Below are 15,513 nucleotides of genomic sequence, written 5' to 3' on the forward strand. Positions count from 1 at the left end.
TGTATGGGAATGTCACGAAGAGACTTCCTGCGGGGAGGAGCGCTGGCGGCAGCCGGCGTGGCCCTTACCGGCAGGCAGGGCGAGGCGAACGCCGATGCCCCGCAGATGAGGACCAAGGGGCTTAAGAGCTCCACCACCATCTGCCCCTATTGTGCGGTCGGCTGCGGCCTGATCGTCCACACCAAGGACGGCAAGATCGTCAACATCGAGGGCGACCCCCAGCATCCGATCAACCAGGGCTCGCTCTGCTCCAAGGGAAGCTCGCTCTTCCAGGTGGCGGTCAACGAAAACCGGTTGCAGAAAGTCATGTACCGGGCACCGGGGTCGGACAAGTTCGAGGAGAAATCCTGGGACTGGGCCATGGACCGCATCGCCCTGCGCATGAAGGAGACCCGCGACAAGACCTTCAAGGCAAAAGAGGTCAACAAGAAGGACAACAAGGAATACGTGGTGAACCGCACCGAAGGTATGGCGTTCTTCGGCGGGGCCGGACTGGACAACGAGGAGTGCTACCTCTGGTCCAAGTTCTCCCGCGCCATGGGCGTCGGGATGCTGGAACACCAGGCCCGACTTTGACACTCCGCTACAGTCGCCGGTCTGGCGGCTTCATTCGGTCGTGGTGCCATGACCAACCATTGGATTGACCTGAAAAACAGCGACGCCATCTTCATCATCGGCTGCAACCCGGCCGAGAATCACCCGATCTCCTTCAAGTGGATCGAAAAGGCCATGGACGATGGCGGCAAACTGATCGTCGTCGATCCCCGCTACACCAGGAGCGCCTCCAAGGCGGACATCTACGCCCAGCTCCGTCCGGGGACCGATATCGCCTTCCTGGGGGGCATGATCAACTACGCCCTGCAGAACAACATGATCCACGAAGAGTATGTTCGGGAATACACGAACGCCGCCTTCATCATCAACGAGAAGTTCAATTTCCAGGACGGCCTGTTCTGCTCCTTCGACGACCAGGAGAAGAGCTACGACCTGAAATCCTGGGCCTACGAGAACGATGCGGCCGGCAACCCCAAGCGGGATCCGTCCATGAAGGATCCGCGCAGCGTTTACCAGTTGCTCAAAAAACACTACAGCCGTTACAACGTGGACATGGTCTGCTCCATCACCGGCACCAGCAAAGAGGACTTCCTCAAGGTAGCCAAGACCTTCTGCGCCACGGGTCGCGCCGACAAGGCCGGTACGATCCTCTACGCCATGGGCATCACCCAATCCACCCACGGCACCCAGAACGTGCGCGCCGTCGCCATGCTCCAGATGCTGCTGGGCAACATCGGCGTCGCCGGCGGCGGGGTCAACGCCCTGCGCGGGGAGTCCAACGTCCAGGGCTCCACCGACTACGGTCTGCTGTTCAACAGCCTGACCGGCTACCTCAAATCGCCCGAGTTCGACAACACCGACCTGAAGGCCTACAACGAGAAGTACACCCCCAAGACCAAGGACGCCAAAAGCGCCAACTGGTGGGGCAACACCCCCAAATACATCACCAGCCTGCTCAAGGCGTGGTACGGCGACAACGCCACGCCGGAGAACGACTTCTGCTACGACTACCTGCCCAAACGGAGCGGCAACTACTCCTACTCCAAGATCATCGAGCGCATGGGCAAGGGCGAAGTGGAAGGCCTGGTCTGCATGGGCATGAATCCGGCCATGGGCGGTCCCGATTCCAACAGCGCCCGGGATGCCCTGGGCAAACTGAAGTGGCTGGTGACGGTGGACCTGTGGCAGACCGAGACCTCCATCTTCTGGAAACGCCCCGGCGTCAACCCGAAGGATATCCATACCGAGGTGTTCATGCTGCCGGCCGCCTCGTCCGTGGAGAAGGAGGGCTCCATCTCCAACTCGGGACGCTGGGCCCAGTGGCGTTACAAGGCGGTGGAACCGGTGGGCGAATCCAAGAGCGACCTGTGGATCATCAACCAGTTCTTCAGCCGCGTACGCGCGCTCTACACCAAGGACAAGGGGACATTCCCCGAGCCGCTCACCAAGCTTGCCTGGAACTACGGCGAGGGGCACGAGCCCGACGTCCACCTGGTGGCCAAGGAGATCAACGGCTCCTTCACCAAGGACACGACCATCGTGGACAAGGACAAGACCCTGGAGTTCAAGAAGGGAGACCAGGTCCCGATGTTCAAGTACCTGCAGGCCGACGGCTCCACCACCAGCGGCTGCTGGATCTATTGCGGCTCCTACACCAAGGAGGGGAACCAGATGGCGCGGCGCGACGCGGCCGACCCCACCGGCCTGGGGCTGTTCCCCAAATGGTCCTGGTGCTGGCCGGTCAACCGCCGCATCATCTACAACCGCGCATCGGTCACACCGGACGGCGCGCCGTTCAACCCCAAGCGGCCGGTCATCGCCTGGGACGCCACCGAGAAGAAGTGGAAGGGCGATGTGCCGGACGGCCCCTGGCCTCCCATGAAGGATGCAAAAGAGGGCAAGTATCCCTTCATCATGCTGGCCGAGGGACATGGCCGGCTGTACGCCCTGGATATGAAGGACGGTCCTTTCCCCGAGCACTATGAACCGATGGAGAGCCCGGCCCGGAATCAGCTCTCCAAGGTGCAGAACAACCCGCTGGTGAAGGTCCCGGCCAACATCAGCAGCGACCTCGCCAAGTTCCCGCTCATCGGCACCACCTACCGCATGACCGAGCACTGGCAGACCGGCGGCATGACCAGAAGCCTCCCCTGGCTCGTGGAGCTGGTGCCGGACATGTTCGTGGAGATCAGCGAATCCCTGGCGAAGCAGAAGGGGATCAAAAAAGGAGACAAGGTTAAGGTGACCACAGAACGCGGCTCCATCGAGGCGGTGGCCCTGGTCACCTCCCGTCTGAAACCTCTCAACGTCAACGGCAAGCCGGTGGAACAGGTCGGCATGCCGTGGCACTTCGGCTACTCCGGCCTGGCCAAGGGAGACAGCGCCAATCTGCTGACCCCGACCGTGGGCTGCGCCAACACCAATATCCCCGAGTTCAAGGCGTTTCTCTGCAATATCGAGAAAGGGGGTACCAAGGCATGAGCAGCGGACATATCGATTTCGACAAAACCAAAACGTTCCTGATCGACACCACCAAGTGCACCGGTTGCCGCGGCTGCCAGGTGGCCTGCAAGCAGTGGAACCAGCTCAAGGCGGAAAAAACCGTATTTTTCAGCGGCGAGGGGTATCAGAATCCCCCCGCCATGTCCGAGTACACCTTTACCCGGATCAAGTTCCGGGACTACCAGAAGAACGGACAGAACGAGTTCGCCTTTTACAAAGAGATGTGCATGCACTGCAACGAGCCGGCCTGCGCCTCGGTCTGCCCGGTAGGGGCCTTCAAAAAGACCGCCGAAGGTCCGGTGGTCTATGACGAAAAACGCTGCATCGGCTGCCGTTTCTGCATGGTGGCCTGCCCCTTCGGCATCCCCAAGTACGAATGGAGCAAGGCCTTCCCCCTGGTGCGCAAGTGCACCGGCTGCTACAGCCGGGTCAAGGAAGGGCTGCAGCCGGCCTGCGCCACCGCCTGCCCCACGGCCATCACCTATGGCAGCCGGGCAGACATGCTGAAAGAGGCGGAACAGCGCCTCAAAAGCAAACCCGACCGTTATTTCCAGGCGATCTACGGCAAGGAGGAGGCCGGCGGCACCAGCGTCCTCTACCTGACCCACCAGCCCTTGGACGAATTGGGCTTCAAGCCGGTAACCAAGCGTCCCCTCCCCTCCTACACCTGGCAGGCCCTGCGCCTGGTGCCGGGCATCTTCCTGGGAGTCGGCGGCACCCTCTCGGCCATTACCTGGTTCCAGCACCGCAAGGAACGTATCCGCCGTGAGGAAGAGTTCAAAAATTCCCGTGTGAACCCGGAGCAGAAGGAGGAGAACCAATGACCGCCGCCAAGCTGGTTATCAATGAAATCAAGGGCTATCACAACTTCATCAAGCTGATGATCGTCCTGACCGGAGTTGGCGCCCTGGCTTCCCTGGTTCGCTTCATCTTCGGCCTGGGGGCCACCACCAACCTGAACGACACCTACCCCTGGGGGCTGTGGATCTCCTTCGACGTCGTCACCTCGGTGCCCCTGGCGGCCGGGGCGTTCACCATCGGCGTCGTGGCCCACGTCTTCCACATCAAGAAGCTCGAACCCCTGGTCAGGCCGGCCATCGTGACCGGCTTTCTGGGGTACTCCCTGGTCTGCATCGGCCTGCTGCTCGACCTGGGGCAGCCCCAGCGGGGCATCAACGTCCTGTTGTACTGGAACGTCCACTCCCCCATGTTCGAGGTTTCCATGTGCGTCATGGCCTATACCACGGTCCTGACGCTGGAATTCCTCCATCCGGTGGCCGAGCGCTTCGGCTGGCATCTGCCGTTGCGCCTGCTGCGCACCCTGGAGCTGCCGTTCGCCATCCTGGCGGCCATGATCTCCACTCTGCACCAGTCCACCCTGGGGACCTTCTTCCTCATCGCCGTGGACAAGCTGCACAACCTCTGGTACAACCCGCTCCTGCCGCTCCAGTTCTGGCTTTCGGCCATTTTCACCGGCCTCTCCATCGTCATCTTCGAGGCCAGCCTGGTGCATAAGTTCATGGGGCAGCCGGACGAGTCGGACCTTTTGGCAACCCTGACCAAGATCATCCCCTGGGTGATGGGGCTCTATATCATCGTCAAGGCCTATGCCCTGGCCTTCCTCACCCACGGCCCGCTCTTCGACCGGCCGGTGCTCCTGGCACTCTTCCTGGCGGAGGTGGTCTTAGGCGTCTTCGTTCCCTTCTGCATGTTCCTGACCAAGAAGATCCGCAGCGACAAGAAACTGCAGCTGCGGGCCGCCAGCCTGGTCATGTTCGGGCTGATCCTGAACCGCTTCAACGTCTCCATGTTCGGCATGGAGCAACCGGGGCAGCAGATTTACGTTCCGTCCGTTCTGGAATCCTTGGTGACCATGGGCATCATCTCCGCCCATATCCTCTTTTTCGTCCTGATCGCCAAGTATTTCCCGATCTTTGAACATCATCCCGAGGCCACCGATTACACCATCCCCGACCATTTCCGTAAAATCGAAAAGGGTCACGATGGGCTCAAGGCGGCACACGAGGCGTAGTTCATCTGTCCAGGGGAGCCGCACCGTTCGCGGTGCGGCTCCCCTTCAATCTCAAACAGCAACCCCGGAAAAGCATGTGCCACGGAGACACAGGGTCAACATTTCAGAGAGCGATACAAGTCTTTCGTTTCAGCTTCTCTTCACCCGCCCCAGATGCGGGAATATGTGAAAAACCTCTGTGATGTCCCCTGTGCCTCTGTGGCAGAAATACTATTTTGGGTAATGGGTTCATAACGTATGAAATCAATCCATGTGTACCATCAGGGCAGGCTTGAACAGGAACAGGGCGATACCGTCAAGGAGTTTCCGGTCGTGCTCCATGTCAACGGCCGGGAGATAGCCACCCTCATCGCCTCTCCCCACGACCTCCGGTCGCTGGTGGCCGGCTTTCTCCGCCTGCAGGGGTTCGTGACCTCTGTCGCCGATTTCCACATGCTGGCGGTGTGCGAGGATTTCGGCACCGCCAACGTCCGCATCAAGGGCGAACTGCCGGAACGGCTCAAACCGGTCCTCACCTCCGGCTGCGGCACCGGCATCACCTTCAATCTCCCCAGCGCCGAAGCGCGCACGGTCCCGGCCGCATCCGCACGGGTGGCGGCGGATACGATCTTCCGCCTGATGGACGAGCTGAACCGCCGCTCCGAACAGTACCGCTGCCACGGCGGCATCCATTCGGCAGCGGTGGGCGACGGGCAGGGCATCATCCTCGCCGCCGAGGATATCGGCAGGCACAACACCCTGGACCGCATCGCCGGCGAAGCACTCTTAAAGAACATCGACCTGGCCGGCAAGCTGCTGGTCACGTCGGGCCGGATCTCCACCGAGATGGCGGCCAAGGCGGCCCTCCTGGGCATCACCCTCATCGCCTCCCGCACCTCGCCCACCGACATGGCCATCACCATGTGCGAACAGGCCGGCATCACCCTCATCGGCTACGTGCGCGGCGGCAAGTTCACCGTGTACAGCCATCCCGAGGCCATTGCCGTCGAGGCGGGCCGGCACGCCTCCTCCACCGGCAGGACGATCCCGGGCGTCACGGGCGTCATCCTGGCCGGGGGCAAATCCAGCCGCATGCGGAGCAACAAGGCGCTCCTCCCCTACAAGGGGGGACGCTTCATCGAGGCCATCTACCGGCAGATGTCGGAACTCTTCGACGAGGTCATTCTCGTCACCAACACCCCGGACGAATACGCCTTCCTGCCGTGCCGCAAGGTGCCCGACCTGCACCCCGGCATGGGAGCGCTGGCCGGGCTGCACTCGGGCCTGCATCACAGCGACACCCCCCATATCTTTGCCGTGGCCTGCGACATGCCCTATCTGAACAGCGCCCTGATCAAGAGGCTTGCCGCCCTGAGAACCAAGGCCGACGTGATCATCCCCGAAGGGGAAAAGGGATTGGAACCGCTGCACGCCTTCTACGGCAAACAGTGCCGCAACGCCATGGAAAAGGCGCTCCAATCGGGCAGCAGAAGGATCGTCTCCTTCTTTCCCGAGGCCAGGGTCAGCGTCTTTTCCCGTGACGAGGTCACGACCTTCGACCCCTCGCTCGACTCCTTCAGGAACATCAATACCCCGGCCGACTACTTCGAGCTGCGTGACGGCGAGCGGGTAAAGAACCATCCCGAAGCCTCCCTAGCCGCCCACAGCGGCTAGGGGGCGTCGCCAAGAGAATTGACTCGGTTCTCCTGAGCAGGTAATATAGTTAAGGTATACACATCTCCGAGCCGTTCCGCCTGCCGGGTCAACCCGTGGCGGCCGGTCAATGGGCACTGCGGGAAACTGCGGTACCTCCCTTTTGGAAAGGAGACCCACGCGACATGCCCAGCCGCATGTTCCAGGGGCCCTTTCCGAACGGAAGGGGCTTTTTTACTTCAGAAACGATTCTGCGCGGAGACGCGGAGACTCAGAGGACGGCACGGAGAACGGCAAAGGCAATTCTCAGTTATCTGGAATGAACAGGATACAGCAGAAACCCGTTACGGGCCGGAGCACAAGGCTTTTAATCATAGTCGTCCTTGAACTGAGATTTTCTCTGTGGCTCTGTGGCAAACCGTTACCTAAATTACGATTCCAGGAGGAACACCATGAAGATGTTTTCGAGACTCTGCCTGACCCTGGCCCTGATCGCGGGCTTGTGCAGCGCAGCCAGTGCCGGCGAGCGCCTGCGCATGTCCACCACCACCTCCACCGAAAATTCGGGACTGCTCAAGGTGCTCCTGCCCCCTTTTGAAAAGAAGTACAACTGCACGGTTGACGTCATCTCCGTCGGCACCGGCAAGGCCCTGAAACTGGGGGAGACCGGCGATGTGGATGTGGTGCTGGTGCACGCCCGCGCCCTTGAGGACGCCTTTGTGGCCGCCGGTTTCGGGGTCAACCGCCGGGACGTCATGTATAACGACTTTATCATCATCGGCCCCGCCAACGATCCGGCCGGGGTCAAGAGCGCCAAAACCGCCGCCGATGCCTTCAAGCACATCGCCGCCGCCCGGGCCCCCTTCATCTCCCGCGGCGACGAGTCCGGCACCCACCAGAAGGAGAAGGAGATCTGGAAGGCTGCGGGCATGAAACCTGCCGGCACATGGTACGTGGAGTCGGGCCAGGGCATGGGCGAGGTCATCACCATGGCCACCGAGCGGCGGGCCTACACCCTGGCCGACCGGGGCACCTACAACGCCTACCGCTCCGGCAAGACCGACCTGAAGACCGTCTTCGAGGGGGAGAAGGGACTTTTCAACCCCTACGGCGTCATCGCCGTCAACCCCAAGCGTTTCCCCCATGTCAAGAACGCCCTGGCCATGAAGTTCATCGACTACATCACCGGTCCCGAGGGACAGAAGGTCATTGCGACCTTCCGGGTCCACGGGGACCCGGTCTTCTTCACCTACGGCACGAAGGGGCGCTGAGTGGGCTTCATCGCCGAATCCCTGCATACCTCGGTCGCGCTGATCGCCTCCTTCGACCCGGAGGTCTTTGCGACGGTTACGACCTCCCTGGCGGTTTCCGGCGGCGCCATCGTCCTGGCGGCGGCGGTCGGGATCCCGGCCGGGGTTGCGGTGGGACTGCACGAGTTTCCCCTGAAACGGGCCGCCATAACGCTCTTGAATACGCTCATGGCCATGCCGACCGTCGTGGTGGGCCTCCTGCTCTACGGGATACTGAGCCGCCAGGGACCGCTGGGGGCCATGGGGCTTCTGTTCACGCCGTCGGCCATGGTCATCGGCCAGACCCTCCTGGCGGTGCCCATCGTGGCCAACTATACGGTCAGCGTCATCCAGGGGGCCGACCCGCGCATCATGCCCACGGCCCTGACCCTGGGGGCCAGCCCGCTCCAGGCGGTGTTCCAGCTGATGCGCCAGGTGCGTTTCGGCATCATCGCCGCCCTGATCGCCGGCTTCGGGCGGATCATCGCCGAGGTGGGGGTGGCCATGATGCTCGGCGGCAACATCCGCGGCTATACCCGGACCATGACCACGGCCATCGCCCTGGAGACGAGCAAGGGAGAGTTCGCCTTCGGCCTGGCCCTGGGCATGATCCTGATGACCGTGGCCCTGGTGATCAACCTGTTTCTCAATACGCTTCAGCAAAGGTAGCCCGTGAACAGCATCTACAGCATACATGAGCTTACAATGGTCTTCGGCAGTCGCCGGGTGCTCGACGTGAACCGTCTGGCCATCGGGGGGAGCCGCCTCCACATCCTGACCGGCGCCAACGGAGCGGGCAAGAGCACCCTCCTCAACGTTCTGGCATTCCTTACCCCCCCACGTCGGGCGAGGTCGTCTTTGAGGGCACCCCGGTCCCCTGGGGGAGCCCCTCCCTGTTCAGACTGCGGCGCAACGTCACCCTCATGCAGCAGTTTCCCTACCTCTTCGCCGGCAGCGTCTTTGATAACGTCGCCTACGGCCTGGGGCTACGGGGGATCGGCGCGGCGGAACAGCGGCAGCGGGTTGACGAAGCCTTGGCATTGACCAACCTGACCGGCTTCGAGCGGCGCAATGCGCTGCACCTTTCCGGCGGGGAGATCCGCCGGGTGGCCATGGCCCGGGCGCTGGCCCTCAAGCCGCAGGTGCTCCTGCTGGATGAGCCGCTGGCCAATGTGGACCACGAAACCGCCCGGTTGCTGGAATCCATCATCATCTCCCTGCCCCGGCAAGGGGTATGCACCATCATGACGACCCACGAACCGAACCATGCGGACCGGCTCGGCGGCAGGACCATTCACCTGGTTGCCGGAGGTATCGAGCAGCAGGCGGAGATCATGGCGGAGCGACCCATCCCGGCCGCCATCGGAGTTCCCGTTCACCAGATCGCGGCGTCGGCCGCGACGTTTTAACCCCACAACCATATCATATCCGGAGGCGCCCATGACCGCACATGCCATTTCATTCGTCGCAAAATCGGGGACCGGCAAGACCACCCTGCTGGAGAAGGTGATTGCCGAACTCAAGAGCCGGGGCTACCGCATCGGCGTCATCAAGCATGATGCCCACCAGTTCGACATCGACCATCCGGGCAAGGACAGCCACCGCCTCACCCAGGCCGGCGCCGACACCATGCTGATCACCTCCCCGGAGAAGCTGGCCATGATCAAGAAGCACGAGGCGTCGCCCCCCATCGAAGAGTTGATCGCCGCCTACTTCGGCGATGTGGATCTGGTCCTGACCGAAGGTTTCAAGAAGAGCAGCCTCCCCAAGATCGAGGTCCATCGCCGGGAGCGGAGCGCAACCCTGCTCTGCCGGGGCGAGGAGCATGACCCCACCCTGCTGGCGGTGGCCAGTGACGAACCCCTGCAGGTGGACGTGCCGGTGCTGGATCTCAACAACCCGTCCCAGATAGCCGATTTCGTGGCAGAACGGATCATCCATGCAACTGACTGACTCCCTCGGGAGAACCATAAACTATCTGCGTCTTTCGGTGACCGACCGCTGCAACATGCGTTGTTCCTACTGCATGCCGGCCGAAGGTGTCGCCCGGAAGTGCCATGACGACGTCCTGCGCTACGAGGAGTTGCACCTGATCGCCGAAACCGCGGTGGGCCTGGGGATCGAGAAGATCCGCATCACCGGCGGTGAGCCGCTGGTGCGTGCCGGCATCGTGGAATTCCTCTCCCGCCTCTCGAACATCGACGGCCTGCGGCACCTGGCGCTGACCACCAACGGGCTGCTGCTGGACAAGATGGCCGCAGATCTGTATGAGGCGGGGGTGCAGCGTCTGAACGTCAGCCTGGACTCTCTGAAGAGCGAGACCTTTGCCGCCATCACGCGGGGCGGTGACCTGGACCGGGTCCTGGCCGGGCTGGATGCGGCGGAGAAGGCCGGTTTCCCGCCGCCCAAGATCAACATGGTGGTCATGCGCGGGGTGAACGACGGGGAGATCCTGGACTTCGCCGAACTGACCCGGAGCCGCGGCAACTCGGTGCGTTTCATCGAATACATGCCGGTGATCAAGGAAGAGGGATGGCAGCGCTACTGCATCTCCGGCGAGGAGATCCTGGAGCGCATCGCGGCCCGGCATACGCTGGAACATGTGTGCAAGGGTGCCTTTGCGGGTCCGTCGCGGGACTTCCGCATCCAGGGAGCCCGGGGCACGCTGGGGATCATCACCGCCGTTTCGGGTCACTTCTGCGGTGAGTGCAACCGCATCCGGGTGACCTCCACCGGCCAGGCCAAGGGCTGCCTGTTCTCCGACGAGACCACCGATTTGGCGCCGCATCTTCGGCCGCCGAACCCCACCGCCCTGGCGGAGGTCATGAAGCGCATCGTCGCGGGCAAGCCGCAGGGGCACCACATCACCAACAACGGGTATGAGCACCGGAATTTCACGATGGCACAGATTGGAGGATAGGATGGCACAGGTTGTCGCCGTCTGCATCAGCGAGAAGAAAGGCGAACGCAAGACGCCGGTGGCAGAGGTCACCGTGAAGGAGAACCACGGCATCGTGGGGGACGCCCATGCCGGCGACTGGCACCGCCAGGTGAGCCTTCTGGCCGAGGAGAGCATCGACAAGATGCGGGCCCTGGGGCTGAACGTCACTGCGGGGGATTTCGCGGAGAACATCACCACCAGCGGCATCGAACTGGTGACGTTGCCCATCGGGACCCGGCTGCGGGTGGGGGAGACCCTGCTGGAGGTGACCCAGATCGGCAAGGAATGCCACACCCGCTGCGCCATCTACTACCAGGCCGGCGACTGCGTCATGCCCAAGGAGGGGATCTTCGCCAAGGTCATTACCGGCGGGGCCATTCGGCCGGGGGACCAGGTGCAGCGTCTCGATTGATTCAAAGTCGCCCCACCTCATGGGACATGGAATACTTGGAGGACCTGTACCGTAAGCCTTGGCAGTCCCACTGCCTCCCCCTCAGGGTATGGTGACCCGAAAGGTGGTTCCCTCCCCTTCCACGCTCGACACCTTGATATCCCCGCCGTGATCCTTGATGATGCCGTAGGAGATGGAGAGCCCCAGGCCGCTGCCGGCGTCCTTGGTGGTGAAGAAGGGGGTGAAGATCTTTTTCAGGTGCTCGGGCCTGATCCCGGGGCCGGTGTCGGAGATGGCGACCTCGCAACCGCCCAGAGGGGACAGCCCCGTGGTCTTCAGGGTCAGGACCCCCTTGTTCCCCATGGCCTGGACCGCATTCAAGATAAGGTTGGTGAAAACCTGCCGGAGTTGGTCCCCGTCCCCCCGGATCGTGGCCAGGTCCGGGGTGTACTCCCGCACCACGGTGACGGCGTCCATGGGGACCTGGTGACCGATCTGGCCGAGGATGCCGTCCAGAAGGTCATGGATGGCGACCTGTTCCTGGTGCAGCGTCTTCTGCCGGGCGAAGACCAGCAGATTGCCTACGATCTTCGCGATCCGCTCCACCTGCTCGCTGATGATCCCCACCTCTTCCCGATTGGCGTGATCGGGCGGCAGGCACATCTCCAAAAACTCGATGTTGCCCCGGATCACAGCCAGGGGATTGTTGATCTCGTGGGCCACGCCGGCGGCGATGATGCCCAGGTCCGCCAGCTTTTCCGCCTTGGCGAGATCCGCCTGGGCCTCCAGAAGCAGCGCATTCTTCTCTTCGAGCTGCGCCGTCCGCTTCAGGACCTTCTGTTCCAGGCTGCGATTCAGCATGGTAATCTCGGACTCGCGCTGGGCCAGGGCATGGGTCATCTGGTTGAACTCCCCGGCAAGATCACCCAGCTCATCGGCGGAGCGGACATTTATGTGCAGGTCCCGCTCGCCGCGGGCCACCCGCCGGGTGAGTTGCTCCAGCTCCTTGATCGGATCGGCCAGGCGGGTGCCGATAACGCCGGAAACCGCCAGGCCGATCAGAGAGCTGATGAAGAGGACAACGGCCAGAATGGAATTGACGTTGTTCTTCAAGACGCTGTACTGTTTTTCCAGCATCCCCACGTACAGGGAGCCGATGACCTCGCCCCGCAGGTCCACGATCGGCTCGTAGGCGGTCAGGTACCAATCGTTCACCACAAACGCCCGTCCCACCCATTTTTTGTTTTCCAAGATGACCTTGTTGTAGACCTCCTCGGAGAGTTGCGTGCCGATGGCCCTTTTCCCGTCCGATGCGTGCACGTTGGTGGCGATGCGGGTGTCGCCGAGAAAGACGGTGGCGGTGCCCACATCCTGTCCCTTGAACTTCACCCCTTCGTAGACGGTATCCTTGATCTTGTCCACCAGGTCATTGTTGTTGTTGAGCAGTTCCGCGCCGTACAACGCGCCGATGATCCTGCCGGCGCTGTCGAGGACCGGCGCCGCCGCGATCATGACCATGCCCGACCGCTCCACGGAGCTCTGGCGTGGCCGGGAGTGGGGCGTGGTTACCACATCGATGCGCGCCTGGGCCGTCAGTTCGTCGTTTTCGGCAGCCAGTTGCCCGGGAGAGAGGACCGTGGTGCCGGCAACCGTTTTTCCCTTCAGGGCCTGATCGATGAAATAGGCGCCGGCCAGTTTGTCGCCGAAGCGGGCCGGGTTATGGGCCCGAAACAGGACCCGCCCCTCCCGGTCCACGGCCGTGAGGATGTCCAGGCGCTTCTTGTGCAGGAGGGGGGTGAGGAGCGAGGAGATGGCCGAGCGGTTGCCGGAGGCGATGGACATGGCGGCAAAGGGGTTGCCGGCGGTCAGTTCCAGTGGTTCGTCGATATGGCGCAGCTCGTTGCGGTACGCTTCCCGGGCCGAGTTCAGGTCGGTCCTGACCTTTTCCTGGGCCTGGCTGGTAATCTTGGCGTCGATGATATAGAGCCCGGTGAGGGAGCAGATGAAAAAGGCGACGAACAGCGGTGCCAGTGCCCCAACGGTCAGTTTGGCCCTGATGGGAAAACGCCGCGGCATCAGGCATCGTCCTCCGTATCCACCGCACTGCCCCTGTCCAGCATGCCATACTCTTCCAGTTTCCGGTCAAGGGTCCGGCGGGCGATATTGAGGATCTTGGCCGTCCGGCTCTTGTTGCAGCCGGTTTTCTGGAATACATGGAGGATATGCTCCCGCTCCACCACGTCCAGGGGAAGGAGCTGTTCCTCCCCCCGCTGGTCGATGGCGGGAGGGGGGCTTTTCCAGACCGGCAGGTTTTCGGCCGAGATCACCGTACCCCGCGCCAGGATGGCCGCCCGCTCGATGGCGTTTTCCAACTCCCTGATGTTGCCCGGCCAGGAGTAGGATTGCATGAGCAGCAGCGCCTCCGGGGTGAAGTTGACGAACTCTTTCTTCATCCGCTGGGAGATCCTGTGCAAAAAGTACCGGGCCAGGGGTTCGATGTCCTCGGCACGTTCACGCAGGGGGGGGAGGTGGATGGAGATGACGTTCAACCGGAAGAACAGGTCCTCGCGGAACCGCTTCTGGCGCACCTCTTCCTCCAGGTCCTTGTTGGTGGCCGCCAGAAAACGGATATCCACGGACCGTGCCTTGGTTTCACCCACGGGGATGTAGTCCCCCTCCTGCAGGACCCGCAACAGCTTTGCCTGGATGGCGGGGCTCATGTCGCCCACCTCGTCGAGGAACAGGGTGCCGTTGTTGGCCTCCTCCAGGAGGCCCTTCTGGTGGGTCACCGCGCCGGTGAAGGCGCCGCGCACATGGCCGAACAGCTGGCTTTCCAGAAGCGTATCCGAGAGGGTGGCGCAGTTGATGGAGAGAAAGCGCTGTTCTTTCCGGGGACTCACACTGTGGATCAGGCCGGCGATCAACTCCTTGCCGGTCCCCGACTCTCCCAGGATGACCACGTTGGCATCGCTCTGGGCCACCTGGACGGCCATTTCGTGGACCTTGCGGAACGCGTCGCTGGTATAGACCAGATAGCCCGACGGCGCGGACTTGCCCAACTCGTCCTTCAGGGCGGAGTTTTCCTTGAGCAGTTCCTTGCGTTCCAGCACCTTGTCCAGTATCCCGAAGATCTTCTCCTTGGGAAACGGCTTGGTGACATAGTCGTACGCCCCGAGCTTCATGGCCTCGATGGCCGAGTTGATGGAGGCGAAAGCGGTCATCATGACGACCGGAATCTCCAGCTTGAGTTCCCTGATCCGTCGGAGGATCTCGATGCCGTCCACATCGGGCATCTTCACATCCAGCAGCAAGAGGTCGCTTTCCTCCAGCGCGCGATGCTCCAGGGTGCGCAGCAGGGCCTCGCCGGAGGTGAAGATCTCCACTTCGAGTCCCTGGGCGGTCAGGATCTTGTTCAGATAGCGTACGATTTCCACCTCGTCGTCGCAGATGACGACCCGCGCATCGTACTTTTCCGGCGCCCGCTGCGGCTTGCCGTTGGCACCAGCGGCAACACTATTATCCATTTCTAATATCATAGGTTCAATAGTACACTGCTCCGGGGTAATGGACAACTGTTAGAAATACGGCGGCCCAAATTATTCATGCCGAAAGGGCGGCGGCACCCTTATTAACCACGCGCCGGGCCGGCAGGTGCGGGCAGCGGACGATAGCGAAGCCGTACAAAAAAAGAGCGGCATTGCTGCCGCTCTTCGGAAATGAATATCTCAAGAAAAACCTATTTGCGAACCGCCTTGCCCGCAACCTGCATGCGGATCAGGGCGCGTTCCAGGGCCGCTTCGTAGACCTTGAACTGCTTGTCTTCCGCGGTCAGGTGCTTGAGCTTTTCCTCGGCGCGCCCCAGGGCGGCCTTGGCCCGCTCCACGTCGATATCCTCGGCTGCCTCGGCGGTTTCCACCAGGACGATGATTTTGTCGTCCTTGATCTCGAAGTAGCCCCAGTTGAGGGCCATGTGCTCGACCTTGCCATCATACTTGTAGGCAAGTTCGCCGATCCTGAGGGAGGTCAGGAACGGGGCATGGCCCGGCAGGACGCCGAACTCGCCCAGCTTGCCGGTGGCGGTAACCTCTTCGACTTCTGCGTCAACCACCTTTTTGTAAGGGGTGACGATTTCCAGTTTCATCTTTTCAGCCATATATCAGTCCTTGAAAGG

The 15,513-nt window shown here is 62.1% G+C and carries 13 protein-coding genes and 1 riboswitch; of the genes, 10 read left to right on the top strand and 3 right to left on the bottom strand.

Annotated elements, in window-relative coordinates; all coding sequences use genetic code 11:
• The first annotated feature begins 3 nt into the window (after positions 1–3).
• From fdnG to FO488_RS16240, 10 genes are all read left to right on the top strand, one after another.
• Positions 4–3,036 (top strand): formate dehydrogenase-N subunit alpha, encoded by a 3,033-nt coding sequence (gene fdnG, locus FO488_RS16195; protein ID WP_149211507.1) that lies wholly within the window; start codon positions 4–6, stop codon positions 3,034–3,036.
• Positions 3,033–3,881: a 4Fe-4S dicluster domain-containing protein gene (locus FO488_RS16200; RefSeq protein ID WP_149211508.1), complete on the top strand. Its 849-nt coding sequence runs from the start codon at positions 3,033–3,035 to the stop codon at positions 3,879–3,881. Before fdnG ends, FO488_RS16200 begins: the two co-directional genes overlap by 4 nt.
• Complete coding sequence (nrfD, locus tag FO488_RS16205; protein WP_149211509.1) at positions 3,878–5,089, top strand: NrfD/PsrC family molybdoenzyme membrane anchor subunit; 1,212 nt, start codon at positions 3,878–3,880, stop codon at positions 5,087–5,089. The genes FO488_RS16200 and nrfD overlap by 4 nt, the downstream gene beginning before the upstream one ends.
• 237 nt (positions 5,090–5,326) lie before the next feature.
• On the top strand, positions 5,327–6,742 hold the full coding sequence (gene fdhD, locus FO488_RS16210) for a formate dehydrogenase accessory sulfurtransferase FdhD (RefSeq protein WP_149211510.1): 1,416 nt from the start codon (positions 5,327–5,329) through the stop codon (positions 6,740–6,742).
• A 52-nt stretch (positions 6,743–6,794) separates the two neighbouring features.
• Positions 6,795–6,911: riboswitch (molybdenum cofactor riboswitch) on the top strand.
• Positions 6,912–7,173: 262 nt separating this feature from the next.
• A complete protein-coding gene (locus FO488_RS16215) occupies positions 7,174–7,992 on the top strand; it encodes a substrate-binding domain-containing protein (RefSeq protein WP_149211511.1) in 819 nt (272 codons plus the stop codon).
• Positions 7,993–8,679 (top strand): ABC transporter permease, encoded by a 687-nt coding sequence (locus tag FO488_RS16220; RefSeq protein WP_149211512.1) that lies wholly within the window; start codon positions 7,993–7,995, stop codon positions 8,677–8,679.
• Positions 8,680–8,834: 155 nt separating this feature from the next.
• The gene (locus tag FO488_RS16225; protein WP_240732290.1) at positions 8,835–9,419 is read left to right on the top strand and encodes an energy-coupling factor ABC transporter ATP-binding protein; all 585 of its coding nucleotides are present in this window, start codon (positions 8,835–8,837) and stop codon (positions 9,417–9,419) included.
• 31 nt (positions 9,420–9,450) lie between these two features.
• Positions 9,451–9,963 carry a molybdopterin-guanine dinucleotide biosynthesis protein B gene (gene mobB, locus FO488_RS16230; RefSeq protein ID WP_149211513.1) on the top strand — a complete coding sequence of 171 codons (513 nt, stop codon included), beginning with the start codon at positions 9,451–9,453 and terminating at the stop codon, positions 9,961–9,963.
• Complete coding sequence (gene moaA, locus FO488_RS16235; RefSeq protein WP_149211514.1) at positions 9,950–10,930, top strand: GTP 3',8-cyclase MoaA; 981 nt, start codon at positions 9,950–9,952, stop codon at positions 10,928–10,930. The genes mobB and moaA overlap by 14 nt, the downstream gene beginning before the upstream one ends.
• Position 10,931: 1 nt before the next feature.
• The gene (locus FO488_RS16240; RefSeq protein WP_149211515.1) at positions 10,932–11,363 is read left to right on the top strand and encodes an MOSC domain-containing protein; all 432 of its coding nucleotides are present in this window, start codon (positions 10,932–10,934) and stop codon (positions 11,361–11,363) included.
• 81 nt (positions 11,364–11,444) lie between these two features.
• On the opposite strand, the gene FO488_RS16245 is transcribed toward FO488_RS16240, so the two are convergent.
• From FO488_RS16245 to FO488_RS16255, 3 genes are all read right to left on the bottom strand, one after another.
• A complete protein-coding gene (locus FO488_RS16245; RefSeq protein ID WP_149211516.1) occupies positions 11,445–13,418 on the bottom strand; it encodes a cache domain-containing protein in 1,974 nt (657 codons plus the stop codon).
• The gene (locus FO488_RS16250) at positions 13,418–14,866 is read right to left on the bottom strand and encodes a sigma-54 dependent transcriptional regulator (protein WP_149211517.1); all 1,449 of its coding nucleotides are present in this window, start codon (positions 14,864–14,866) and stop codon (positions 13,418–13,420) included. Before FO488_RS16250 ends, FO488_RS16245 begins: the two co-directional genes overlap by 1 nt.
• A gap of 212 nt (positions 14,867–15,078) precedes the next feature.
• On the bottom strand, positions 15,079–15,495 hold the full coding sequence (locus FO488_RS16255; RefSeq protein ID WP_149211518.1) for a F0F1 ATP synthase subunit epsilon: 417 nt from the start codon (positions 15,493–15,495) through the stop codon (positions 15,079–15,081).
• Positions 15,496–15,513 lie beyond the last annotated feature (18 nt).

This window comes from Geobacter sp. FeAm09 (assembly GCF_008330225.1).
Lineage (GTDB): Bacteria > Desulfobacterota > Desulfuromonadia > Geobacterales > Pseudopelobacteraceae > Oryzomonas.